The sequence below is a fragment of the Deinococcus terrestris genome (assembly GCF_009377345.1).
GTDB lineage: Bacteria > Deinococcota > Deinococci > Deinococcales > Deinococcaceae > Deinococcus > Deinococcus terrestris.
The window spans coordinates 1-23337 of sequence record NZ_WBSL01000004.1; the positions used below are offsets into that span (position 1 = coordinate 1).

Genomic DNA, 23337 nt, shown 5'->3' on the forward strand with positions numbered 1-23337 from the left:
TTCCCCATTCGGACATCCCCGAGTCAACGCGTATCTCCAGCTCGTCGGGGCTTTTCGCAGGTAATCGCGTCCTTCATCGGCTCCAGTGCCAGGGCATCCACCGTGGACCCTTAGTATCTTGACCCTTTCATTCATTCACGCACGTCCTGACCCACCCAGGCGAACCCGAGCGGCGCCCGGAAGGCGCTCTCTGTGCTTGTTCTCTCGCACACCTCTTCGCTTGTCATGCTCCCCGCCTCGCTTGAGGCTCAGAAAAGATACAGGGGGGAGTGGGACTTGTCAACTCCCCCTTTGCCCGGTCTTCGCTCAGGCTGTGGGGGGAGCTGGTTTACGCGTGCTGCACGGCGTTAGCGGGAGAGAAGAATCGTCTCCTGAACCTTGAGGCCCTGGCCCAGGGCGTCGCGGGCGTGCTGACGGGCAGCCGTGAGGTCGTGGTCACGGTAGTTGCCGCACTCCAGTTCGCTGACTCCTGGAATGGGACGGTCATGGGCTTCCACATCCCGCAGGGCCTGCTCGAAGGCGCGGAGAACGCCCCCCTCGTTCGGCTCACCGATGACCGCCATATACATGCCCGTACGGCACCCCATTGGGGACACGTCCACCACATCAGTCAGGTGATCGCGCAGGTAACCCGCGAGCAGGTGCTCCAGCGTGTGGATGGCAGCCGGGTCGATGGCGCCCTGATTGGGCTGAAGCAGACGCAGATCGTACTTGCTGATCGCGTCCCCGCTGGGGGTGCGCTTGATTCCGGCCAGCCGCACGTAGGGGGCCTGCACTTTGGTGTGGTCGAGGTCAAAGGATTCCACATTTGCCATACCGCTCATTCTGGCCGGGGCGCGGGCGGACAATGTAAGGCCGAGCGGTTCTGATACCCGGCCAAGACGCCGAATGTTGGCCAGTGGCCCCAGGCTCCGGATTGGCCGCTCCTCATCTCTCGACGCAGGCGGAGATGGGCTGCCCTGCCCAGAACCCAGCGCCACCATTCAAGCGCTGTGGCGACTCCCTCTCCGGGTTCATCTGCGATTCGCTGCGCCCTTGCAGCAGCGGCGAGAAGGCGGGCTCCTCCATCCGGCATACTGCGCGGCGTGCCCACCCTGCTTCGCCGCCCGCGTGCCTTTCCCGTTTGGGTTCCGCTGCTGATCGCCGCGCTGCTGGTCCTCGCCGATCAGGCGCTCAAGGCTTGGGCGCTGGCGAACCTGACCGAAGGGGCGACGCCCATCCCCTTTCTTCCGGGCCTGCTGAGCTGGCAGCTCACCTTCAATACGGGCGCTGCCTGGAGCCTCTTCTCCGGGTCGGCCGTGCCGCTGGCCCTGGTCCGGCTGGCGGTCGGGATAGGGATTCTGGTGTATCTCGCCTTGCGGCCCCAGCCACGCCTCCTCTCGGTGTTGCTGGCGATGATCGCCGCCGGAGCCATCGGCAACAGCATCGATGGGCTGGTGCAGGGCCGAGTCACGGACATGTTCTACTCGCCGCTGCTCAGTGCCGTGACCCAGGCGCTGAACGCTGGACACTTCCCCATCTTCAACATCGCGGACATCTGCGTGGTACTCGGAACGCTCCTCCTAGTGGTCGTGAGTTTTGCCGAGGAGCGGCGGAGCAAGGCCAAGACGACCTGACAGCCTCGCTGAACACTGAAAGCAAAACGCCCCCAGCACTGAAGCCGGGGGCGTTGTCATAGAGGGGATCAGATCAGGCTCTTGCGGCACTTGGTGCAGACGCGCATCCGCACGGCCACGCCGCCCCGGTTAACGGTGAGAGGCTGGAGGTTGGGCTTCTGGACCCGCTTGCTGATTCCAGTAACCTTGCGGCCCACACCGCCCTGAGCACGGGCCTTACCACGGCGAATGACCGAGTTCACGACGATCGGCCCCTTACCGCACACTTCGCACACTTTCGACATGTTCCTTGCTCCTTCTTCAACCTGACCCGCTGTTGTGCCGGGGGCGGGTGACCTGAGATCGGGTGATCTGGGGTGTCGCTGCCACGCCGGGCAGGGTCAGGCAAGCCTTCCAACTCTAGCACATGGACGGGAAGCAGGAAAAAGGCCTGGCTTCCCGCTGGGGAGGCCAGACCTGAGAGAGACGAAACCTTAGCGCAGAATTCGCAGCGCCTTGAGAATGGCGATCAGGACGACACTCCCGACCACGCCCCAGATGATGCTCCAGAAGCTGAAGCCGCTGCCCGCAACCTGGGCACCGCCGATTCCCAGCAGGCCGCCGAAGATCCACTGCGCCAGCACCGCACCGACGATCCCGATCAGGATGTTGGCGACGGCACCCTGCTGGGCGTCGGTCTTCATGATCAAGCTTGCCAGCCAGCCGCACAGCGCACCCACCAGAATAAGAACGATCCAACTCATAGTTTCTCCCTCCAGGACGTTGAACTTCAACGCTTCTCGTGCCTCGTTGTGAGTGCACAATGGGACCGGGCGAGCCCTTACAGTGTTACGCATCCCACGTTCTCAAGGGCAGCCCAAGGGCAGATGGAGAGGGGACGAACTTGGCCTAAACCCAGGAGTTAGGAAGGGCCTCTCGCGGCTCATCTGCGGGGGTTCATACGCGGGAATGGTCCAGTGACCAGCTTGCTTCCCCGCAAACAAGGGAGGGCCTGTCCGCATTCATGCCGCTAGGATGCCTGGGAAGGGCCGCCCGGAGGTGGCCGCAGGAGGACGCCCCGTATGCCTGGACTGCTGGAACGCTACCGCAAGTATCTGCCCATCACTGACCGCACGCCCGCCCTGAGCCTGCATGAGGGCAATACGCCGCTGATTCCTGCTCCCCGGCTCGGGGAACAGCTGGGAGTGCAGCTCTACCTGAAATACGAGGGGCTGAATCCGACGGGCAGTTTCAAGGACCGGGGCATGGTGATGGCGGTCGCCAAAGCGGTTGAGGATGGAGCCGACACCGTGATCTGCGCGAGCACCGGAAACACCAGTGCGGCGGCGGCGGCCTACGCGGCGCGGGCGGGGCTGCGCTGCGTGGTGCTGATTCCAGACGGCAACATCGCGCTGGGCAAACTCGCGCAGGCGGTGGCGTACGGGGCCGAGGTCGTGGCGGTGAACGGCAATTTCGACGCGGCGCTGCGGTTGGTGCGCCAGATCAGCGCCGCGCATCCCATTGCGCTCGTGAACTCGGTCAATCCCCACCGCCTGCAGGGGCAGAAGACGGCTGCCTTTGAGATCGTGGACGTGCTGGGGCAGGCGCCGGACGTGCTCGCCATTCCGGTGGGCAACGCGGGGAACATCAGCGCGTACTGGATGGGCTTTACCGAGTACCACGCGGCGGGGCAGAGCGCGAATCTGCCACAGATGTGGGGCTTTCAGGCGGAGGGCGCCGCGCCCCTCGTGCGGAACGCCATCGTGGACGAGCCACAGACGCTGGCGACCGCCATCCGCATCGGCAATCCGGCGAGCGCGGACCTCGCGCGGGCGGCAGTGCGCGAGTCGGGCGGGCTGCTCGACATGGTGAGTGACGACGAGATCATGCACGCCTACAACCTCGTGGCGCGGGAGGGCGTGTTCTGCGAACCGGCGAGCGCGGCCCCGGTCGCGGGACTGCTCAAGCGGCATGCGGCGGGCCTGCTCACGCCAGGGCAGACCGTCGTGGCGGTGCTGACCGGTAACGGGTTGAAAGACCCCGACGCCGCGCTGCGGGCGGTGGAGGCTCCCCAGGCGGTGCAGGCCAGCCTGGACCACGTGCTGGAGCGGATTCTTTGAGGGAGGTCACTCTGCCCTCCTTTACCGTCCGCACCCCGGCGAGCAGCGCCAACCTGGGGCCGGGGTTTGACAGCCTGGGCCTGAGTCTGCCCCTGTTCACCAGCGTGACCGTGACCCCGCAGACCGTGACTGAGGTGGTGCCGCTGGGGCCGGAGCTGGCCGGAACGCCCGCCGACGAGCGGAACTACGTCTACCGGGCGATGCTCCTCGCGGCGGGGCGGGCCGGACGCGAGCTGCCGCCCGCCCGCGTCGAGATTCGGACGGAGATTCCGCTCGCCCGGGGGCTGGGCAGCAGCGCCGCGGCCCTCGTAGCCGGACTCGTTGCTGGAAACGAGCTGTTGGGGCGGCCCCTGAGTGACGCGGAGGTGCTCGACCTCGCCGCCCGCGAGGAAGGCCACCCCGACAACGTGGCCCCGGCGCTGCTGGGAGGCATCGTGGTCGCCACACTGGACAAGCGTGGCACCCACCATGTGCGGCTGGAGCCGCCGCCGCACCTGGGAGTCACGGTGCTGATTCCCGACTTCGAGCTGTCCACGCACGGGGCGCGGGCGGTCCTGCCGGGCGAGTACAGCCGGGCGGACGCGGTGCACGCCCTCTCGCACGCCGCGCTGCTGGCTGCCGCGCTCGCGCAAGGACGGCTGGACCTGCTGCCGCACGCCATGCAAGACCGCCTGCACCAGAGCTGGCGGGCGCCGCTGGTGCCGGGGTTGAGCGACATTCTGGAGGGCGCGACCGGGCATGGGGCACTCGGGGCGGCCCTCAGCGGGGCGGGGCCGACGGTGCTGTGCTTCCACGATGCGCGGGAGGAAACGGCGAAGCTGCACGCCTTTCTACGGGAAGTGATGGAAGGGCATGGGCTGACAGGGCGGATGCTGGACTTACCCATTGAGACGGGGGGGACGGTGGTTAGGCGGGGCGGGTAGGAAAGACCCTTCACCCCCTCGCTGCGCGAGGCCCCTCTCCCCATGGTAGAGGGGGCTTACGGCTTCAGCTTCAATGCTCCAGCCGCAGCCGGGGCAACAGGCGGTCGAGCCAGTCCGGCAGCCACCAGTTCCACTTTCCGGCGAGCTTGAGGAAGGCGGGCACGAGGACGAGCCGCACCAGGGTGGCGTCCAGCGCGACGGCGACCGCCAGCCCCAGGCCGATGCTCTTGTTCGCCACGACTCGCCCGGCGATAAAGGCCGCAAAGACGATGAACATGATCAGCGCCGCCGAGGTGATGATGCGGGCGGTGCGGCCCACCGCGAGCACGACCGCCTCGTCATTGGGGTGGCCGCGCAGGACTTCCTCCTGCACGCGGGAGAGCAGGAAGATCTCGTAGTCCATGCTCAGGCCGAACAGCACCGCGAAGAGGATGAGGGGCAGGCTGGAATCCAGCACACCCACGTCGTCAGGGATGCCGAGCGGCCCGGCGAAGAGGCCCCCCTGCACCACCAGAGTGACCACCCCGTAGGCCGCGCCCACCGTCAGCGTGTTCATCAGCAGGCTCTTGAGGGGCACGAGCAGGCTGCGGAAGGCCACCATCAGCAGCACGAAGGTCGCCGCGAAGACGGTCAGGACGGCGGCGGGCAGCGCGTCCGTGAGTGCCCGGCTGAACTCGCGCTCGCCCACCGGGGCGCCCCCCAGCAGATACTGGAAGCCCGAGTCCTTCAGTACGCCGCGCAGCCGCCCCTCGAAGGGGTCGATCTGGTCGGCCCGCAGGTAGGCATCGGGCACCACGGTCACCCGCAAGAGGGTGCGGTCCTCGCTGAAGGAGCGGGAGGTCAGCAGGCTGAGGGCGGCGATCGCGTCCGTTCCGCCGCTCCCCGCGTCCCCGGCGAGGTCGGCGGGGGTCAGGAAGGGGCTGATGACGGTCTGGACGCCGGGCAAGGCCCGCAGGTCCTCGACCACCCCCTGAAAGCGGGCGCGGTCGTCGGGGCCGTAACGCTCGCCCCCCAGGTCCAGAATGACCTCGAACTGGCTGAGGAGGCCGCCCGCGCCGAGGTCGCGCACGTCAGCCAGGGCGTCGCGGCTCTCCACGCCGGGGGTCAGGCCCCAGGCGCCCGCGTAGCCCGTCTTCATGTTCAGGGCGGGGAGGGCCAGCACCAGCAGAAAGAGGGTGCTGAGCAGCACGGCGAGGCCGGGGCGGGCCGTGACCCGGCGGGCCAGGGCCGTCCACGCCGCCGACGCGCCCGCGCTCTGTGCCCAGGGAAAGCGCAGGATTCGCGGGCTGTTGACCCGCTCGCCCAGCAGGGCCAGCAGCGCGGGCAGGACGGTCACGCTGGCGAGGACGGTCAGCAGGACAGCCAGGACCCCACCCAGTCCCATCGACCGCACGAAAGCGATGGGCGGAATCACCAGCGCGGCCATCGCAATCGCCACCGTCAGGCCACTGAACAGCACGCTGCGCCCGGCGGTGAGCACCGTGCGGGAGGCCGCCGCCTGCGAGTCGCCGTCCCTCGCCAGCTCCTCGCGGAAGCGGCTGACCATCAGCAGGGCGTAGTCGATTCCGGCTCCCAGCCCCAGCATCGTGATGACGCTCTGGGCGAAGGTGCTGACCTCGGTGACGCGGGTCAGGCCATACACGCCCGCCATCGCCACCGTGATGCTCAGGACCCCCACCATCAGCGGGAGGCCGGTCGCCACCAGCGCCCCGAAGACGCCCAGCAGGACGAGCGCCGTCAGGGGCAGCGCCGCGAACTCACTGCGCTTGGTGTCCGACTCGGCGAACTCGGTGAAGTCGTCCGCGATGGCCTGCCCCCCCGTGACCCGCACGGCCAGCCCCTCTCCCCCCACCCGGTCGGCGTAGGCCCGCACGCGGGCGAGGGTCTCGGCGGCGCCCTCCTCCAGCGGAATCTGCGCGACGGTCAGGGAGAGGCGGCCGTCCTCGCTCACGGTGGGCACGGCCCCCTGCGCCCCGGCGGCGAGGACGCGGGTCACGCCGGGCACGTCCTCCAGCCCGGCCAGCAGGCGGTCGTAGGCGGCCTGACCTACCGGCGTGGTCAGCGGCGGGTCGTGGCGGGTGACGAGGAGGGCGGTGTTCGTGTCCTCCTCCCCGAAGCGTTCGCGCAGCAGGGTGGTCACGCGGGTGCTCTCGGCGTCGGCGAGGCTGCCGGGATCGGCGCTGAGGTTCCGGGGCGCCTGCGAGGCCGGGTAGGCACTCAGCAGCGCAAGCAGCCCCCACAGCGCCAGCACCAGCCAGGGGCGACGGGTCACGAACTCGGAGAGGGCACGCACGCGGGCCAGTAGAGCACGCTGGGGAGGGGACTTTTCCCTCTGGGGGAGGCTAGAACAGTTCGTCCAGCAAGCGGTAGTAGGCGAGCTTGCGTTCATCCACCAGCGCCCGGCCGTACAGGTCGAGGAACCGCTCGGCATGGTCCCGGCCCAGGTGGTGCGTCAGGCTGTGGTGCGCCAGCGCGAGGTCGGCGTGGCGGTCGGCCAGCCCCGCGCGGCCCACGTCCACGAAGCCCTCCACGTACTCACCGTTCACGATCAGGTTGGGCAGCCAGGGGTCGCCGTGGGTGACGACCAGGTCCTCCGACTCGGGCCGGGTGCGGACCAACTCGTTCCAGACGCGGGCGGCCGTCCATCCCTGACGTTCGTCGTCAAAGTCCGACTCGTCGACCACCCCCGCCTCCACCCGTTCGCGGGCGAGGCGCAGGGTGACAGACAGGGTCATGGTGAAGGGGCAGTCGCGCACGGACAGGGCGTGCAGCTCACGCAGGGCACGGGCCAGCAGGTCCACGACGCGCTCGGGGTGCAGCACGGCGTCGGGGTGACTCATGGGGATGCCCGGCAGGCGGGTCATGGCGAGGTAGTCGTGGGTGGGCGTGGCCTCGTAGCCCACCACGGCAGGCACCGGGACCCGCCCCGCCAGCCAGCGCAGGCGCTCGCGCTCCTGAAGCAGCGTGGAGACGGGCAGGCCGCCGCGCTCCTGCACCTTGACCACGTACTTCTGACTGCGCCACACGCCCGCGCCGCTCTTGCCGTCCGTCACGCTCTCCCAGCGGGCGGCGGGCAGCACACGGCGCAGGGCGGCGGGGAGGGTCAGCGTCATGGGCAGCAGGATAGCGGGAGGCCGGGCCGCGCTACCGCGCCGGGGCGGCCAGCTCGGCGGCCATCTGCCGGTTCAGGCCGTAGGCATTCGAGATGATGGCGTAGGCCGTGAGCAGGTCAGCCCCAGAGGGCGGGGCCGCGCCACACACCGTCTTCAGGACCACGCCCAGGTCCATCGAAAGGTGCAGGAGGCTGCTGACCTGCCGGGTCAGGCGCGGATTCGTGTCGAAATTCTGCTGGGTCTGAAAGCCGGTGACCTCAGGGGCGTACAGCGGCTCGAAGACCTTGAAGGCGTTCTGGCGGGCCTCACACCCGGCGCAGCGAGCGCGGGACCGCAGTTCGGCGCGGCGTCCGTCCCTCCCTCTCCCAGCCCCTGTACACTGCCGGGCGATGAAGGTCGGTCTGCTGGATACGCTGGGGGCGCGATATGGGCGGTACTGGGCCGCGTTCCTGAAAGAACTCGGAGTCGAGGGGGTCACGCCGGACCTCCCTGCCGCCGAGGCATTCGCGCTGGGTCAGGAGAGCCTGCCGGACGCCCCAGTGCAGGTGCAGCTCGTGCTGGGGCGGGTGCTCGCGCTGGGCCGGGTGGACCTCGTGCTGCTGCCGCAGACGCCGCCGCTGCGGGGGGACGCCTGGGGCGAGGCCTTGCCCGACCTGCTCGCGCGGCGCCTCAGCGGGTTGCCGCCCATGCAGGCGCTGCCCGACGGCGGGCCGGAGATGGTCGCCGCCGCGACCGACCTCGGGCAGCGGCTCACCCACAACCCTGGCCGGGTGCGGCTGGCGCTGGAGCGGGTCAAGCCCCTGGCGGCCCCCCCCCGCGAGGACATGCCCGCCCTCAGCCGCGCCTCGCGGGTCACGGTCGCCGTGGTCGGGCCGCGTGTGCTGCTGGGGGACCCCGACCTGGGGGCGGGTCTGCGGGCGGCGCTGGAGGAACTGGGGCTGCATCCGGTCACCTCCGCCGAGTTGCCTCCCTCGCAGGTGGCGGCGCGGGGCGAGCGGATGGAGAAGGCGGCCACGGCCCCGGCGGGCGAAAAGGAGCTGTACGGCTCCCTCAAGCTGCTGGACGGCAAGAGCGCAGTGCGCGGGGTCATCCTGGCCGCCCCTGCCCGTGACGGCGCGGCGCGGACGGCGCTGGAGAGGCTGGCGGAGCAGACGCACAAGCCCACCCTGGTGGTGGACGTGGACGCCGGTCAGACCGAGTGGCCCGAGCTGACCGCCTTCCGTGACCGCATCACCGTGGGCGCGGCCGCCCGGCCCGCCGCTGCGGGCGAGGACGACACTTGAAGCTGTGGCGCTGGCTGATGACCCCGGACCCCGAGCCAGGGTTTACCGGGCGCAAGCTGGGGCGGCTGCTGATCCGGGTGCTGCTGTTCACGGTGGTAGCGACCCTGCTCTCGGGGCTGCTGCGGCTGGCGGGGCTGGGACCGTACCTCGACACCGTCTGGGGCACGGTGATCTTCGTGCTGCTGCTGTATATCCCGCTCTTCCGCTTCCTGACGGTGGACACCTTCGTGCCGCGCCGCCTCGCCGGGCGAACGCAGGCGGGCACCCGGCAGCAGTCGGCGGCCCGCACCCAGCGCCGCCGCGAGCGCCACCGCTACGCAGGCGTCAAGAAAAGCCCCCCGCGCGGTGGGGGCGGGCGGCGGTAAGCTGCCCCCATGACCCACGGCAAGGCCCGCCCCGCCCGTGAGTGGGCCGCCGAAGCGGTCTTCCGGCCGCTGGCCGAGCGACTGGTGCCTCCCCTGGCCCGGCGGCGGGTCAATCCGCTGCATGTGGTCCTGACCCATGCGGCGGTGGGCCTCCTCGCGGCAGGGCTGCTGCGGCGCGGCCACTCCCTGACCCCCGCCCTGCTCCTTCAGGTCAAGACGGTGCTGGACAACCTCGACGGACAACTCGCCCGCGCGACCGGGCAGACCACCGAGACGGGGCGCTACCTCGACTCGGAGCTGGACGCGCTGGTGAACGCCGCCGTCCTGACCGGGCTGGCAGGGCGCTGGGGCCTGCCGTTGACCCTGCTGCTGAGCCTGATTCTGAGCACCGACTACCTGTGGGAGCGCGACCACCGGGAGGCGCGGGGCCAGGTTTTCCGTGACCCGCCTGCCCAGGCGGGAGACGATCCCCGGCTGCTGGGGCTGCTGCGGAGGGTCTACGCGCTGTACTTCACCCCGCAGGAACGAGTGCTGGGGGCGCTGTTCGGGGCGCGGCTGCGAGGAGCAGCGGGAGGCGACCCCACCCCCGCCGACTGCCTTACCTACACACCCGCCACGATCAACCGGGTGGCGGTGAACCTGGGGCTCAGCACGCAACTGCTGGCCCTGGGCGCGGCGCTGGCCCTGCGGCGGCCCCGGCTGTACCTCTGGAGCCTGCCCGCACAGGCGGGGCTCCTCGTCGGGGTGCAGCTCTGGCGCGAGGAACAGGTACGCCGGGGCCGTCAGCCCTCTTCCAGCGGGTAGGTCCGCGCGGCCCGCACCGCCAGCGAGATCAGGAAGCCGTAGAAGATGGCGACCCCCAGGAACACCAGCCACCCCGGAAAGTTGCCGATGTCGGCCAGCGCAAAGGCGTCGGGGAACTCCAGAATCCAGCCCTTGGGCATGGACAGGTCGAGCTTGGCGAACCAAGCGATCAGGACTGCCCCATAGATCCACAGGTAGTTGCGGTTCAGGCGCCAGCCCAGGGCGTCGGCGCGGGTCATGGGGGATCGGGGCTTGCTCAGCTCGGCCAGCAGGAGCTGGTGCCACCCGGCGTCCACCCGGTCGCCCAGCATCGCGGGATAGAAGAAGCGCTCCATGATCCGCACCCGGTGGTGGGCGATCTCGAAGGTGCGAAATCTCCGGGCCTCCAGCCGCAGGAAGAAGTAGTTCATGCCCATCGCAAAGAGGAAGGTCGCGTGGCTGTTGTTGGGGTCACCCAGCGCGAAGGAGGCCAGACCCGCCGTCGTCACGACCGACCAGTTGGTCGTCATGTCGAGGCGCTGGCGGTAGGCGGTCATCTTGCCCACCTCGGCGCGGTAGAGGTGAATCAGGGCGTTCGCCGCGTTGGTGGAATAGTCGCGGTCGCTGACGGCACCCAGCAGCGGGGCAGGAACGGTGCCGGAGGTCACGGCCCCGCCTCCAGACGGACAGGCAGGCTCATGGCCTCAGCGTACCCCTGCCCCTCACCGCAAAAAGGGATTGGTGCGCCGCTCGGCCCCCACCGTGGTCGCCGGGCCGTGGCCGGGATAGACCGCCACGTCGTCCGGCAGGCTCAGCAGCTCCCGCGCGATGCCGTCCAGCAGTTGCGTGTGGTTCCCCCCCGGCAGGTCGGTGCGCCCGATGCTCCCCTGAAAGAGGGTGTCCCCGGCGACGACAAACCCGTCCCCGACAAACACCACATGCCCCGGCGCGTGCCCCGGCAACTCCCGCGCCGTGAGGGTCAGGTCGCCCGCCGTGAAGGGCTGCCCCTGGGCGATGCCGTGCTCGGGGTCGGCGGGCTGGGTGAAGGGCAGGTTCCAGCGGGCCGCCGACGCCGCTCCCAGGCGGTAGATCGGGAGGTCGGCGGGGTGCAGCCACACGGGCACCCCCAACGCCTCCCGCACGGGCTGCACCGCCCCGATATGGTCGAAGTGCGCGTGCGTGAGCAGGATGCCCCGCACGGTGACGCCCGACCCCCGCACCAGCGCCAGAATCCGCTCCGCGTCGTCGCCAGGGTCGAAGAGGAAGCCCTCGTTCTCCGTTCCGGCCACCAGGACCGCGTTCTCCTGGAGGGGACCCGTGGACAGGGACCAGACGCGGACCGCGCCATGTTGCCTCGGCTGAATCATGGTCAGGAGTCTACGGCTAGGCTTCCAACCCGAAGGCCTCGCGCAGCCGCAGGGCGAAGACCTGAAAGCTCAGGCTGGGGCTGGCATAAGCCTCCAGCGCGGATTGCAGGGCTTCGAGCGCCGTGTCCGCGCGGGCACGCTCATGGGGGGAGCGGTCCCGCCAGGCAAACCGCAGGGCTTCCGGGTGCCAGGTGGCGTCCCAGCGCTTTTCCAGCCGCTCGGCGGCTTCGAGGGCGGTCAGCAGGCCCTCCCCCAGCGCCCCGGTGAACTCGGCGGCGTCCGCGAGGGCCGCCCGCACTGCCTCCCGCGCGTCCAGGACCCCGGCCCGCCCAGCGGCAAAGGCGACGAGCGCCTGGTCCGTTTCCTCGCCCAGCAGGGTCAGGCCGCGTTCGATGACGCGGTCGGGGGCCGGAGCCACGTCCAGCCGGGCGCTGCGGCTCTGGATGGTGGGCAACACCGAGCGGCGGTCCTCGGCAAGAAAGACGAACAGCGCCCCGTGCGGCGGCTCCTCGACCAGCTTGAGCAGGGCGTTGGCGGCTTCCGGCCCCAGGTACTCGGCCCCGTCCACGACGACCACCCGGCGGCGGAAGGTGGGCCGGACCTCCAGGAACTCGAACACGTGCGTCTCGTACTCGCGGCCCTTGTCGCGGGCCGAGAGCACCGCGCCCACCGGAATGACCTTGCGCCGCGCGGCCTTGCCCGTGCTGGTCGTCGTGCGCGGCTCCACGATCAGCAGGTCGGGGTGCGCCCCCGCCGACAGCGCCCGGCAGGAGGGGCAGGCGCCGCAGCCCTCGCCGTACAGGCCCCGGGTGCCCGAGCAGTTGTGCGCCCCGGCGATCGTCAGCGCCGCTGCCCGCTTGCCCACCCGCGCCGGACCGGTGAGCAGCAGCGCGTTGCCGGAAAAAGCACCCGCCTGTTCGAGCAGCGGGCCGTGCAACAGGGCGGCGGGCAGGGTCATGGCCGGGGCCTCACGCTCCGCCTTAGCGTCCCAGCGCCAGCCGCGCCGCGAGCACTGGGGGCAGCCCGGCTTCCAGAATGGCGGTCTGCGCCGCCTCCACCGGGTAAGGCACCCGGATCACCTCGAAGGTCTGCCGCTCCAGGTCGAACAGGGCGTAGCTGGCGCGGGGGTCGCCGTCGCGCGGCTGACCCACGCTGCCGGGATTGCAGATGGCGCGGACGCCGGGCGGCAGGGCGTAGACGCCGCCGTTGCCGAGGCCCTGGAACTTGACCCACTCGCCCACCGGGGCATGGAGCGCCGCGTACACGCCGGGGAGATGGGTGTGCCCCACGAAGGCAAGGCGCCCGCCCCACCCCGCGAAGGCGTCCCGCGCGGCGGTGACCGAGTCGGTGTAGGTGTCCAGGCTTAGCGGGGTCCCGTGCCGCAGCACCACCCCCAGGTCCCGGTCCTCGCGCCCGTCGGGCCAGGAGGCGACCCAGGCGAGGTCGGCGGCGCACAGCCGGGCGAATTGCCATTCCAGCGCCGCGCCCACCACGCCCGCGCTGCCGGGCAGCCAGCCCCCACCCCGCGCCACGAGGTCCAGCCCCATCTGCTCGTGGTTGCCCCGGATGCACTCGGCCCCGAGGCCCCGCAGCCGGGCCAGCACCTCGGCGGGCTGTGCCCCGTACCCCAGCGCGTCGCCCAGCATCACGGCGCGGTCGTAGCCCCGCCCCGCCGCATCCGCCAGCACCGCCTCCAGCGCGGGGGCGTTGGCGTGGATGTCGGAGAGGACCAGCAGGCGCACCGCGCCATGATAGCCGCCCCTCAGGGAAACACCGTTACCCGGCCCGCCGCCGGGTCCAGCCGCACCCGTCCCCCCAGCGGCAGCGTGAGCTGAGGGCTGGTATGCCCGAAATCCACGTTCGCCACCACCGGGAGGTCCTCCCGTCCCGCCTCGCGCAGCACCCGGCGCACCCAGCCGTACAGTTCCCCCACCATCTCCCCCGTGTAGTCGCGCGCGCGGGCCAGCAGCAGCCCGGCGGCCCCGGCGAGAATGCCCTGCCCGGCGTAGTTCCGCAGCCAGTAGCCCACCTGATGGGGTGGAGGTACATCATTGCTTGTCTCCAGCGCGAGCACTGCCCCGTGCCACAGCTCCGGCCCAGGCCAGCCGGGCGTGCCGTTCAGCATGTCCAGCACCTCCAGGCAACCGCCCATCAGGTGCCCCTCGGCGGCCCGCTCGCCCTGAAGCCAGACCCAGCCGTCACCGGGGTGAAAGGGGCGGCGCACCGCCTGCGCCCCCTCGTCCGCCCAGTCCATCCGGGCCTGCGTCCACTCCGGCGCGGGTGCGAGGTCGAAAGGCTGCGGCTCGTCCACCAGCGCCCGCCGCACACCCTCCACCACGAAGGGATGCATCCCCCCGTTCTCCGCGAGGTCGGTCAGCAGCGCGGGGCCGTGGTAGGCCATGACCCCCGCCCGCAGGAACTGGGTCAGGGTGACCGTGGCGTCGCTGTAGCCCAGGAAGGCCTTGGGATGGGCACGAATCAGCTCCAGATCGAGAAAGGGCAGCAGCCGCACCGAGTCGTCCCCGCCGATGATGCTGACCATGCCGTGAATGTCTGGGTTCTGAAGCGCCCACTGCAGGTCGTCGGCGCGGGCCTGGGGATTGGCATCAAGGTAGTCGGGACCGCGCAGCGCGTTGGGGGCGGGCACCACCTCCCACCCGAACTCGGCGGCGACCTGCCGCACCCCGGCGTGGTAGCGGCCCATTACCTCGGTGACGAAGCCGCTCGACAGACTGAGGGCCGCCACCCGCGAACCGGACAGGAGGCGGGGCGGACGAATGAAGTGGGGCGCCATGCGGCAGGCTAGAGGCCAGCGGCGGCGGGCGCCATACGCCGGATGGCGGGCCAGGACACGAAAAAACCGCCCACTTGGGGCGGTGATGTTCAAAACTATAGCGTGCTATGCACCGGAGGTCAACTTATGCGCGGCTCTCACCACCCCACCCGGCCTCCGCCTCCCGGAACGCCCGCACCGCCTCCTCCCCATGCAGCACCAGCCGCACGGTGAGGCCAGGATGCTCAGCCAGAAAGTCGTGGAGGGTCCGTAAGGTGACCTCAGCCGCCTCCCGGAGCGGGTAGCCGTAGACCCCGGTGCTGATGGCGGGCAGGGCCACCGAGTCGCAGCCATGCTCTACGGTCAACCGCAAGCTCTCGCGGTAAGCCCCGGCCAGCAACTCCGCCTCGCCCTGCCCGCCGCCGCGCCAGACCGGGCCGACGGCGTGGATCACAAAGCGCACGCCCTGACGCTCCAGGTTGAAGGCCGGAGTGATCACCGCCGTTCCGGTCGGCGTGCCCCCAATCTGCCGGATGGCCCGCAGCAGTTCCGGCCCGGCGGCGCGGTGAATCACGCCGTCCACGCCGCCCCCACCCGCCAGTTCCTTGTTGGCCGCCGTCACGACGGCGCAGGTGCGCTCGCGGGCGATGTCCCCCTGAACAAGCTGGAGGGGCATGGTCCTAGCTCTCCACCACGCGGCGCAGGTCCTCGGAGCTCAGCGCCGCGCTGCGGACGGTGTGGGCCAGGCGCCCCGCGGCGCGGTCCTCCTCGGTCCATTCGGCCTCGGGGCGCTGGCGGGCACGCTCGGCCTGCTGCACAGCCCGCAACTCCTCCACGGCGCGGTCCAGGTCGTCGTTGACCACCACGTAGCGGAAGTCGTGGGCGTGCATGATCTCCTCGCGGGCGCGGGCAAGGCGCTTCTCGATGCGCTCGGGCGTCTCGGTCGCGCGGCCGGTCAGGCGGCGGCGCAGCTCGGTGAGGCTGGGAGGCATGATGAAAATCAGGATGGCCTCGTCGCCCAGGCGGTCCTTGACCTGCATGGCGCCCTCCACCTCGATCTCCAGCACCACGTCCTGTCCCCGTGCGAGGGCCGCCTCGATGGGTTCGATGGGTGTGCCGTAGTGGTTGCCCACGAACTGCGCGTGCTCCAGAAAGCCGCGCTGCCGGGCCTTGTTCAGAAAGACTTCGGGCGTCACGAACACGTAGTCCACCCCGTCACGCTCGCCGGGCCGGGCCTCGCGGGTGGTCCACGAGGTTGAGTAGAACACGTCCTGCCCGGCCAGCCAGCGCTCACGCAGGGTGCCCTTGCCCACCCCGGACGCCCCGGTGATCACGAGCAGCAGGCCCCGTGCTGGGCGGGGCTGGGGAGTGGGGTCAGGGCCAGGGGCAGCGTCCGGTACAGTCACCATCATTCGCATCAGCATACGGGGCGAAGGGGGCACGCTGGCCTCCTCCGCCCCGTCTGGGGTCTGCCCCCGGCCTTACTTCTTGCGGCTGCGGGTCTTGCTCGCGCCCCCGCCCGACGAGGTCCGGCTGCGGCCCTTGCCCAGGGCCTGCCCCTTTTCGTAGCTCGCCTGCATCTTGCGCCGGGTTTCTTCCGCCAGCGCCTTGAAATCCACCAGCCCGGCCGCGATGTTCTCGGCGGTGGGCTTCACATTCCCGGTGCGCCGGGTCTGGGCCAGCGCTTCATTGGTTTCCTCGAACCACGCCTCAAAGTCAGGCGTCACGTCAAAGAGCATGTCGCGGGTGTCCCGCTGATAGGTGCCTTCCGCGCCCCGGCGAGAAAAGGTCTTGGGCATGGTGAAGCGCTCGGTCAGAAAGGTGGCATCGAACTTGCCTTCACGGACGGCCTCGCGGAATTGCTTGACAAAGAGGTCGCTGCGTTGCGGATTGCTGAGTTCCTGAACCTGCTCGCTGAGTTTCTTGTAGGCCACACTGCCCTCCTTGCCCGAGTATGGGTTTCCGGGGGGTATCTGTAAAGAGGACGCTTTTTCATGTCGAAGAAATGCCGTCCCTGCTTGAGTCTGCGTTCGCCGTCGTTCGACCCTTCCCTTTCAAAAGAGATGCCCCGTCAACCTTCTGAAAGCGCGGGGGCAAGAAGCCCCGGAGGCAGAAGCGGCAAGCTCAAACCCGGTTTCCTGGCTCCTGCCCTGCTGTCTTCTGCGTGCCTCCATTGAAGTTCGGTTTTCAGGGTCATCCTTCCAGAGGCGTTCCCGCACTTCAGGAAAATGGCCCGCCTTCGTCCAGCCCAACGCCAAAGCCCTGGTCGAGCAGCGCTTCGCTGTAGGTGCGGAACGCCAGCATGGTCTGGGTGCGGGCGATGCCCTCGACCCGGCGCAGGTGGCCGGTCACCACGTCGTCGAGGTCCTCGTAGCGCTCCAGTTTCAGCACCACCACGATGTCCCACTCGCCCGTCACCGAGTACACCTCGCGCACGCCGGGTACTCCTGCAAGGGCCTCGGCGGTTTCCTGGATGCGCTGGCGCTCGGCCTGCACCATCACGATTGCTGTGACCATGCCCTGCATTGTGGCAGGTGAGGACTGTCAGCTTTCCGCCGTCAGCCGTACCGCTCTGGCCAACCGCTGAAAGCCCTCTCCTGACCGCTCGTTCGGGGACGTTCGCCGCCGCGCGGAACCGTACCCTAGAGGGCATGACGGCTCCTGCCCCTGCGCCCGCCCCGGCGACCCCCACGCCGCGCGAGCACCTGCTCAACCGCATCCAGAAGGACATCCCCATCGTGCAGCGGCCCTACCGCGCTCTGGCCGAGGAGGTCGGGCTGACCGAGCAAGAGGCGCTGGCGATCCTGCGTGAGGTCAAGGAGGAGGGCGTGCTGCGGCAGGTCAGCGCGATCTTCGATACCCGGACTCTGGGCTACAAGTCCAGCCTCGTCGCCGCCGAGTACGATGAAGACCAGCTCGACGCGGGGGCCGAGGTTGTCAACGGGCATCCTGGCGTGAGCCACAACTACAAGCGCAACCATGCCTTCAACCTCTGGTACACCATCGCGGTGCCGCCCGAGAGCGACCTCGAAGCGCATGTGCAGAAGCTGCACGAGTTGAGCGGTGCCAAAGTCACCCGGCTGATGCCCACCCTGCACCTCTTCAAGATCGGCGTCGAGTTCGACATGAGCGGCAAGGAGGACTGGAACGCCAAGGCGAAGCCCCAGTACACCGCCGAGCAGCGCAACGTCGGCTACGAGGTGACCGACCTTGACCGCGCCTTCGTGCTGGAGTTCCAGAAGGACCTGCCGATCACCGAGGAACCGTACGCCGACGCCTGCGCCGCGCTGGGCCTGACCACCGACGAACTGGCCGCCCACGCCCAGAAGATGAAGCATGTGGGGGCGCTGCGGCGTGTCTCCGCTGTGTTCCGGCACCAGAAGGCCGGGTTTACCTTCAACGCGATGGGCGTGTGGGCCGTGCCCCAGGAGCGCGTGGCCGAGGTGGGCCGCCAGATGGCCGAGTTCAAGGCCGTCAGCCACTGCTACCTGCGCCCGACTTACCCCGAGTGGCCCTACACCATCTTCACGATGGTCCACGGCCGGAGCAAGGAAGAAGCGTTCGGCAAGATCGCGGCCATCGAGCAGGAGGTCGCGCCCGGCCTGGAGCACGCCATCCTGTACTCGACCAAGGAGTACAAGAAAGTCCGGCTGGAGTTTTACCAGCCCGAGTTCTATGGGTGGGCGCGGGAGCATCTGGGGACTGAGGCCTGAGGGACCGGTTAGACGGTCGCCGTCCATACCGTTCTCGCATCGGGAAAGAACCGATAGCGGGAACTCTTTTCCCGGCCACCGCTGTGGTCCTGCTCGCGCTGCGGCGGCGCCCCACAGGTCCGCTCGGGTTGAACAGAGATGGTCCCTGTTGGGCTGGTGGCGCCTCATTCCTCGCCGCGCGAAGCTCCGTTCTGGCGGAAGCTGGTTCCTCTGCCGCCCACAACACATGGCGGTGGGACGAGGCGCCACGCTTCCCATAGAGAACTGATCCGTTGCCTGTTCCCCGCCGGGCGGGGACGGCCATGTTCGTCTACAGGTGCTCCTGAAAAAAGACCACGCTCCGCCGCAGCGCCAGCCCTAGGTTGCGGCTGAGGTTGTGGTCGTCGCCCTCGTAGCGGTAGGCGGTGAAGCCCTGACCGGCCTCGCGCAGGTCCCCGGCCAGCGCCTGCTGAAAGCTGTAGGGCACGTCCTCGTCGGCGGTGCCGTGGTGAAGCTGGAGGGACCGCCCGTTCAGGTCCTCCAGATACGCGTTGGGGCTGAGCGCCCGCAGGTAGCGGCGGTTGAGCGGGTCCAGCGCGGGCCGATCCTCGCCGGGACCCCGCCCCCAGTCGGTCGCCAGCACGTCGTACCCGGCGACCACGCCCGCCCACAGCGAGGCGGCCCGCAGCTCGCGGTCCACCAGCATCGCCCGCAGCGAGAGCTGGCCGCCCATCGAGTGCCCCCACAGCCCGATCCGGCCCCGGTTGACCCGCCCGTCGCGCTTGAGGCTGGCCGCCGCGTTGAGCACGTCCACCGTGTAGCCGGGGTCGTTGTAGCCGCCGGTCGCCTCGCCCTCCGAATTGCCGTGGCCCCGGTAGTCGCTTTTCATGGTGACGAAGCCTGCCCGCGCAAAGGCGTCCTGATAGGCGACATACCGCTCGGTGGTGCGGTACACGTCCGGCGGGATATAGCCGTGATTGAAGACGATGGCGGGCCAGCCTCCCTCCGGCGGGGTGCCGTTCGGGACCGTCAGCAGCGCGTAGATGGTCAGCCCGTCCGACTCGTAGCTCACGACCTGCCGTGAGTAGTTGACGCCGGAGGGAAGGGTCTGCACGACCGTCAGGGCGCTGCCGAGATACTCACGCTCCCGCAGCGCCTGAATGCTGATGGGCTGCCGGGCGACCAGGCGCTCCAGGGCGGCGTCCGTGACTCCCTCCAGCGCCCCGCCCGGCTCGGCGTTGTCCGGGGTCGGGGCGTCCTCCTCGCCCGTCGGTGCCCTCTGCCCCGCCCACGGCACCCAGGAGGGCAGGGTGAAGGGCAAGCGCTCCGGCCCGACCAGGGCGACATAACCGGCTCCCAGCGCCAGCAACACGAGCAGCAGTTGGAGAAAGCGCCTCACCGCAAGGGACCGGCGGCCCTCACAGCCGCGCCTTGAAAAAGGCCACCGACCTCGCCAGTGCCGTGCCCAGGTTCCGCGTCAGGTCGTGGTTGTCGCCGGGGTAGACGTAGCTCTGGACGGGCTTGCCCACCGCTTTCATCTGCGCCGCGAGGCGCTCGTGGAACAGGACCGGCACGTCCTCGTCGGCGGTGCCGATGTGCAGTTGCAGGGGGCCACCGAGGTCTTTCAGGTACGAGTTGGCGCTGAGCTTGTTCCAGAAAGCGGGGTTGCTCCCCGGTGTGCCGTACTTGGCGACGGCCTTCTGGCGCAGCTCCAGCACGGCGCGGGGAATGGAGGCGGGGACCGGGCTGTTCCAGTCGTTCATGATGCCGTCGTAGTCGGCGACCACCCCAGCCCAGATCACGCCCGCCTTGATCGTGGGGTCAATCGCCATCGCCCGCAGGGTCAGGAACCCGCCCATGGAGTGCCCCCACATGCCGATGCGGGCCGCGTTGACGCGGGAGTCGCGCTTGAGGCTGCCCAGCGCGTTCATCACGTCGGTGGTGTAGCCAGGTGCGAAGTAGCCGCCCAGGGCCTCTCCCTGGCTGGAGCCGTGGCCCCGGTAATCGCTCTTGAGGGTCACGAACCCCGCACGGGCGAAGGCGTCCTGGTAGGCGACGTAGCGCTCAGTGGTGCGGTAGACGTTCGGCGGGATATAGCCGTGGTTGAAGACGATGGCGGGCCAGCCGCCCTTCGGCGGGGTGCCGTTCGGCACGGTGAGCAGGGCGTTGATCCGCAGGCCCTCCGAGAGGTAACTCACGACGTAGCGGCGGTAGTTCACCCCGGCGGCCAGGGTCTGCCGCACGGTCAGCGTACTGCCGGGATAGCTCTTCTGCCGGGCGGCGGGGATGCTCATCTGCGCGGCGTCCACCTTGGCGAGGGCGGCGGCGGATTGTGCCCCGGCGGGGGCCGCGAGGGTCAGGGCGCCCAGCAGGGCGAGGGCAAGGGGGCGGGTCATCTTCTCACCCTACGGAGGAGGGGGACGCGGCACCGGAAGGGCGGCCACGCTTGGACCGACCCTTTAGACTGCGGGGCGATGCTCTGGACCCGCCCTCTGGTGATGCTGCGGCTGATGGCCCTGCTGCTGCTGAGCGAGCTGGTCCGCACCGGGCTGCTGGTGTCCGTGCTGCCGCAGGCCGCGCCGGGGCTGGGGTGGGGAGCGGCGGCGGTGGGGCTGATCGTGGGAGCGCACTACCTCGCCGACGGGCTGGCGAAGGGACCGGTGGGCTGGCTCTCCGAGCGCCTGGGCCTGGGCCGGGTGCTGGCGCTGGGGGCCGCGCTGGGGCTGGGCGTGGTCCTGGGGGCGCGGCTGGCGCCGGGGCCGGGCTGGGTGGTGCTGGCCGCCGGGCTGTGGGGGGTAGGGTACGCGGTCCTGTGGCCGGGACTGATGAGCATGTCGCAGGCGCTGGCCCGGCCCGGCTACGCGGCGCGGGCGCTCGCGGTGTCCGGGGTGGCGGTGGCCCCGGCCATCCTGGGCGGTGTGCTGGGCATCGGGCCACTGATGCAGGCCCGGCCGGAGGCCGCCTGGGCGCTGCTCGCGGGGGCACAGGGAGCGGCGCTGCTCCTCGCGTTGAGTCTGCTGGGGCTGCGGCTTCCGGCGGCGGGAGCGGTGGCCGGGGGCCTGTGGCGCGGCTGGCAGCGGGTCGCCACCCTGCTCCCCGCCGCTTTCGCTCAGACGTTGGCGCCGGGCCTGTTTGTGCCGTTGCTCTATCCCCTGCTGGAGCGGCTGGGCCTGGACCTGAGCGACCTGCTGGGGCCGGGGCTGCTCGCTCTGGCGAGCTTCGGGGTGGGCCTGACCCTCGCCGGGCGCCTCGCGGACCGGGCGCATCCGCGCCGCGCCCTGACGCCGGGGCTGGTGGGGCTGGCCCTGACCTTCGCGCTCGCGGCGCCGCCGGGGGTAGAAGACCGCCTCCTCGTCCTCGCGCCGCTGCTGGGCCTGGGGTACGGAGCTTTTCTCGCCGGGTGGAACGGGCTGGTGGGCCGGGTGCTGCCGAAGGCCAACCGCGCCGCCGCCTGGGGCACCGTGATGGCGGTCGAGGCCCTGGGCTTCGCGGTCGGGCCGGTGTTGGGGGGCCTCGCGTGGGCGGCGGCCGGGCCGGGGGGGGTCTTCGCGCTGGGGGCGCTCGTCTTCCTGCTGGCGGAGGCTTATTACCTATGGCCGGGCCGGGCGGTGGCCCGTATCTCGCCGCACGCGGACGGGTCGCTGTAGAGGCGACACCCCGAGCGTGTTTGAAAAGTCGGCTGAAATGCCCTGTCCCCCTGGTGAATGCAGAGTTTTGCTGCTCCCCTTATGGGAGGTCGGGACTGGCCCAGCTCCGCGGGAGAGGGGGGACCGCGGGCAGCCTCCGGGCGCACCTCACCGACCGTGAGGTCCCTTTGCAAACATGCCCTCAGAGCGCTTCCGGGTCGATCAGCAGCGCGTCTTCCGTCTCGAAGGCCTCGGCATAGCGCACGCGGGCCAGGGTACCCCAGTACATCAGCCGGGCGCGGCGGCGCTCCACGATCTCGGGGGTGACGGTTTCGGAGACGTAGCCGCCGCCGAACTGGCTGGCGTGGGCGCGAATGGCCGCTTCCCACTCGGGCTGCACGGCCTCCACGTCCACGAGCAGGTTGGCCTGAATGTCGGCGTTGCCCTGGTACAGCAGCACCCGGCCCACCCGGTGCGGCTCGCCGGGCACCTCGGCCCGCCGCAGCGCCGCGAGGTGCAGCGCCCGCCGCGCGAGATGGTAGGTGCCGAAGTGGTCCGGGTGACGGTCCCGGTGGTGCGGCACCAGCAGCACGCGGGGCCGCACTGCCCGCAGCGCCGCCGCCAGCGCGTGGGCACCCCCCGGCGTGTCGGCCAGCCCGCCGTCGGGCAGTTCCACCTGACCGCGCCAGCCCAGCCCCATGATCCCCGCCGCCGCCACACACTCGGCCTCGCGTTCCTCGGGGGTGCCCTGGGTGCCGCGTTCGCCGCGTGACAGTTCGAGGATGCCCACTGCCCGCCCCGATTGCGCCAGCCGGATCAGGGTGCCCCCCGCACCGATCTCGGCGTCGTCGGGGTGGGGGGCTAGGCACAGCCAGTCCAGCGGCTGCGCGGTGCCGTACACGGTGCGGAAGGGCAGCAGGGTCATAGGGGCAGCATAGGCCAGCCCCACGCCAACGAAAAACCGCCCACGGGGGCGGTAACGCTGAACAAGACAGCGTGGCAGGCAGCCGGGGTCAAGGTATTCCGGGGGCTTGCTGACCAACCCCACGGGCCACACAACCCAGCGAGACACAATGCCGGAATGGAGACGCGCAGCCTCAGATCGGAAGAGGTCAGGCAGGCCAGGTGCGGCCGGGTCCTTGATCCCCACATCGCACCCTTGAACCGTTGGGCCGGGGAACGCTCTTCCCGGACCGGGCAATGGCTTCCTTTCTTCGACCCGGCGGATGGGGGCGTGGGGGCGCGGGTGCTGCTCCTTCTCGAATCGCCCGGCCCGGTCGTGAGCCGCACACGGTTCGTTTCGGTGGACAACCCCGACGGCACGGCGGAAAACATGCGCTGTTTGCTGCACCTCTCGGGTCTGCGCCGCTCCGACGTGGTGCTGTGGAACGCCGTGCCCTGGCAGATGAGCGAGGGCGGCGTCGTGACGCCCCGGCCCGCGCAGTACGCTGAGGCCGCGCCGCTGACGCGGGAAGTCCTCGCCCTTCTGCCCCAGCTTCAGGCCGTGGTGCTGGTGGGGAAGCACGCGCAGCAGGCGTGGTTGGCCGTTCAGTCTCCCCTCCCCGCCTTCTCCTGTCCCCATCCCAGCCCGCAGAACTTCAACTCGCGTCGGGAGGAAGCGGCGAAGGCCCTCACCGCTTTGGTGGGCGTTTACGGGCGACTCTTGCCGGCGGGTTGAAGGACAAGGACCACCCCCC

At 70.2% G+C, this 23337-nt stretch carries 27 protein-coding genes and 1 rRNA gene; 9 read left to right on the forward strand and 19 right to left on the reverse strand.

What is annotated here, in order from left to right; genetic code table 11:
* Positions 1-124 (reverse strand): 23S ribosomal RNA (locus tag F8S09_RS09920); the annotation flags it as partial.
* A 223-nt stretch (positions 125-347) separates the two neighbouring features.
* Positions 348-815 carry an S-ribosylhomocysteine lyase gene (locus F8S09_RS09925; RefSeq protein ID WP_194165300.1) on the reverse strand — a complete coding sequence of 156 codons (468 nt, stop codon included), beginning with the start codon at positions 813-815 and terminating at the stop codon, positions 348-350.
* Between the two features lie 270 nt (positions 816-1085).
* On the opposite strand from F8S09_RS09925, the gene lspA reads away from it, so the two are divergent.
* Positions 1086-1616: a signal peptidase II gene (gene lspA, locus F8S09_RS09930; RefSeq protein ID WP_407643660.1), complete on the forward strand. Its 531-nt coding sequence runs from the start codon at positions 1086-1088 to the stop codon at positions 1614-1616.
* A gap of 68 nt (positions 1617-1684) precedes the next feature.
* Here the strand turns inward: lspA and rpmB are convergent, their stop codons facing one another.
* Both rpmB and F8S09_RS09940 read right to left on the reverse strand, forming a co-directional pair.
* A complete protein-coding gene (gene rpmB / locus F8S09_RS09935) occupies positions 1685-1900 on the reverse strand; it encodes a 50S ribosomal protein L28 (RefSeq protein ID WP_152871349.1) in 216 nt (71 codons plus the stop codon).
* Between the two features lie 189 nt (positions 1901-2089).
* On the reverse strand, positions 2090-2359 hold the full coding sequence (locus F8S09_RS09940) for a GlsB/YeaQ/YmgE family stress response membrane protein (RefSeq protein ID WP_152871350.1): 270 nt from the start codon (positions 2357-2359) through the stop codon (positions 2090-2092).
* 318 nt (positions 2360-2677) lie between these two features.
* Between F8S09_RS09940 and thrC the strand changes: the two genes are divergently transcribed.
* Both thrC and thrB read left to right on the forward strand, forming a co-directional pair.
* Positions 2678-3715 carry a threonine synthase gene (thrC, locus tag F8S09_RS09945; RefSeq protein WP_152871351.1) on the forward strand — a complete coding sequence of 346 codons (1038 nt, stop codon included), beginning with the start codon at positions 2678-2680 and terminating at the stop codon, positions 3713-3715.
* An 11-nt stretch (positions 3716-3726) separates the two neighbouring features.
* On the forward strand, positions 3727-4638 hold the full coding sequence (thrB, locus tag F8S09_RS09950) for a homoserine kinase (RefSeq protein ID WP_194165316.1): 912 nt from the start codon (positions 3727-3729) through the stop codon (positions 4636-4638).
* 70 nt (positions 4639-4708) lie between these two features.
* Here the strand turns inward: thrB and F8S09_RS09955 are convergent, their stop codons facing one another.
* The 3 genes from F8S09_RS09955 to F8S09_RS17660 are packed head-to-tail and all read right to left on the reverse strand — an operon-like array spanning position 4709 to position 7926.
* Complete coding sequence (locus F8S09_RS09955) at positions 4709-6931, reverse strand: MMPL family transporter (RefSeq protein WP_322618699.1); 2223 nt, start codon at positions 6929-6931, stop codon at positions 4709-4711.
* Between the two features lie 49 nt (positions 6932-6980).
* Complete coding sequence (locus F8S09_RS09960; RefSeq protein WP_152871354.1) at positions 6981-7751, reverse strand: APH(3') family aminoglycoside O-phosphotransferase; 771 nt, start codon at positions 7749-7751, stop codon at positions 6981-6983.
* Positions 7752-7782: 31 nt separating this feature from the next.
* Positions 7783-7926, reverse strand: coding sequence for a hypothetical protein (locus F8S09_RS17660; RefSeq protein ID WP_194165301.1), 144 nt, complete (start codon positions 7924-7926; stop codon positions 7783-7785).
* Positions 7927-8140: 214 nt separating this feature from the next.
* On the opposite strand from F8S09_RS17660, the gene F8S09_RS09965 reads away from it, so the two are divergent.
* The 3 genes from F8S09_RS09965 to F8S09_RS09975 are packed head-to-tail and all read left to right on the forward strand — an operon-like array spanning position 8141 to position 10203.
* The gene (locus F8S09_RS09965) at positions 8141-9034 is read left to right on the forward strand and encodes a hypothetical protein (RefSeq protein WP_152871355.1); all 894 of its coding nucleotides are present in this window, start codon (positions 8141-8143) and stop codon (positions 9032-9034) included.
* Positions 9031-9399: a hypothetical protein gene (locus F8S09_RS09970; protein ID WP_152871356.1), complete on the forward strand. Its 369-nt coding sequence runs from the start codon at positions 9031-9033 to the stop codon at positions 9397-9399. The genes F8S09_RS09965 and F8S09_RS09970 overlap by 4 nt, the downstream gene beginning before the upstream one ends.
* A gap of 9 nt (positions 9400-9408) precedes the next feature.
* On the forward strand, positions 9409-10203 hold the full coding sequence (locus F8S09_RS09975; protein ID WP_152871357.1) for a CDP-alcohol phosphatidyltransferase family protein: 795 nt from the start codon (positions 9409-9411) through the stop codon (positions 10201-10203).
* Here F8S09_RS09975 and F8S09_RS09980 read toward each other — a convergent pair.
* The 9 genes from F8S09_RS09980 to F8S09_RS10020 all read right to left on the reverse strand — a co-directional run bounded on the left by F8S09_RS09980 (position 10182) and on the right by F8S09_RS10020 (position 16839).
* A complete protein-coding gene (locus F8S09_RS09980) occupies positions 10182-10850 on the reverse strand; it encodes a DUF2270 domain-containing protein (RefSeq protein ID WP_322618700.1) in 669 nt (222 codons plus the stop codon). The two genes, F8S09_RS09975 and F8S09_RS09980, sit on opposite strands and share 22 nt — an antisense overlap.
* Before the next feature lie 54 nt (positions 10851-10904).
* Positions 10905-11549, reverse strand: coding sequence for an MBL fold metallo-hydrolase (locus F8S09_RS09985; RefSeq protein ID WP_194165302.1), 645 nt, complete (start codon positions 11547-11549; stop codon positions 10905-10907).
* 16 nt (positions 11550-11565) lie between these two features.
* Positions 11566-12507: a DNA polymerase III subunit delta' gene (locus tag F8S09_RS09990; RefSeq protein ID WP_152871359.1), complete on the reverse strand. Its 942-nt coding sequence runs from the start codon at positions 12505-12507 to the stop codon at positions 11566-11568.
* Between the two features lie 22 nt (positions 12508-12529).
* Positions 12530-13291, reverse strand: coding sequence for a metallophosphoesterase family protein (locus tag F8S09_RS09995; RefSeq protein ID WP_322618701.1), 762 nt, complete (start codon positions 13289-13291; stop codon positions 12530-12532).
* Between the two features lie 20 nt (positions 13292-13311).
* Entirely contained in the window at positions 13312-14343 is a 1032-nt protein-coding gene (locus F8S09_RS10000) for a S66 family peptidase (protein WP_152871361.1), read from the reverse strand.
* A gap of 124 nt (positions 14344-14467) precedes the next feature.
* Complete coding sequence (locus F8S09_RS10005; protein WP_152871362.1) at positions 14468-14998, reverse strand: macro domain-containing protein; 531 nt, start codon at positions 14996-14998, stop codon at positions 14468-14470.
* Between the two features lie 4 nt (positions 14999-15002).
* A complete protein-coding gene (gene gmk / locus F8S09_RS10010; RefSeq protein ID WP_407643661.1) occupies positions 15003-15734 on the reverse strand; it encodes a guanylate kinase in 732 nt (243 codons plus the stop codon).
* 69 nt (positions 15735-15803) lie between these two features.
* Positions 15804-16256 carry a hypothetical protein gene (locus F8S09_RS10015; RefSeq protein WP_322618702.1) on the reverse strand — a complete coding sequence of 151 codons (453 nt, stop codon included), beginning with the start codon at positions 16254-16256 and terminating at the stop codon, positions 15804-15806.
* Between the two features lie 286 nt (positions 16257-16542).
* Positions 16543-16839: an Lrp/AsnC family transcriptional regulator gene (locus F8S09_RS10020; protein WP_194165303.1), complete on the reverse strand. Its 297-nt coding sequence runs from the start codon at positions 16837-16839 to the stop codon at positions 16543-16545.
* 134 nt (positions 16840-16973) lie between these two features.
* On the opposite strand from F8S09_RS10020, the gene ahbA reads away from it, so the two are divergent.
* Positions 16974-18035 (forward strand): siroheme decarboxylase subunit alpha, encoded by a 1062-nt coding sequence (gene ahbA, locus F8S09_RS10025; protein WP_152871364.1) that lies wholly within the window; start codon positions 16974-16976, stop codon positions 18033-18035.
* A 310-nt stretch (positions 18036-18345) separates the two neighbouring features.
* Here the strand turns inward: ahbA and F8S09_RS10030 are convergent, their stop codons facing one another.
* Together F8S09_RS10030 and F8S09_RS10035 are read right to left on the reverse strand one after the other, a co-directional pair.
* Positions 18346-19233, reverse strand: a complete 888-nt coding sequence (locus F8S09_RS10030) for an alpha/beta hydrolase family protein (protein ID WP_407643663.1) — start codon at positions 19231-19233, stop codon at positions 18346-18348.
* A 199-nt stretch (positions 19234-19432) separates the two neighbouring features.
* On the reverse strand, positions 19433-20410 hold the full coding sequence (locus F8S09_RS10035) for an alpha/beta hydrolase family protein (RefSeq protein ID WP_152871365.1): 978 nt from the start codon (positions 20408-20410) through the stop codon (positions 19433-19435).
* A 78-nt stretch (positions 20411-20488) separates the two neighbouring features.
* Here F8S09_RS10035 and F8S09_RS10040 point away from each other — a divergent pair, with 78 nt between their 5' ends.
* Positions 20489-21661 (forward strand): MFS transporter, encoded by a 1173-nt coding sequence (locus F8S09_RS10040; RefSeq protein ID WP_152871366.1) that lies wholly within the window; start codon positions 20489-20491, stop codon positions 21659-21661.
* Positions 21662-21842: 181 nt separating this feature from the next.
* Here the strand turns inward: F8S09_RS10040 and F8S09_RS10045 are convergent, their stop codons facing one another.
* Entirely contained in the window at positions 21843-22565 is a 723-nt protein-coding gene (locus F8S09_RS10045; RefSeq protein ID WP_152871367.1) for a PIG-L family deacetylase, read from the reverse strand.
* Positions 22566-22799: 234 nt separating this feature from the next.
* On the opposite strand from F8S09_RS10045, the gene F8S09_RS10050 reads away from it, so the two are divergent.
* On the forward strand, positions 22800-23318 hold the full coding sequence (locus F8S09_RS10050; RefSeq protein WP_194165304.1) for a uracil-DNA glycosylase: 519 nt from the start codon (positions 22800-22802) through the stop codon (positions 23316-23318).
* Positions 23319-23337: the final 19 nt, after the last annotated feature.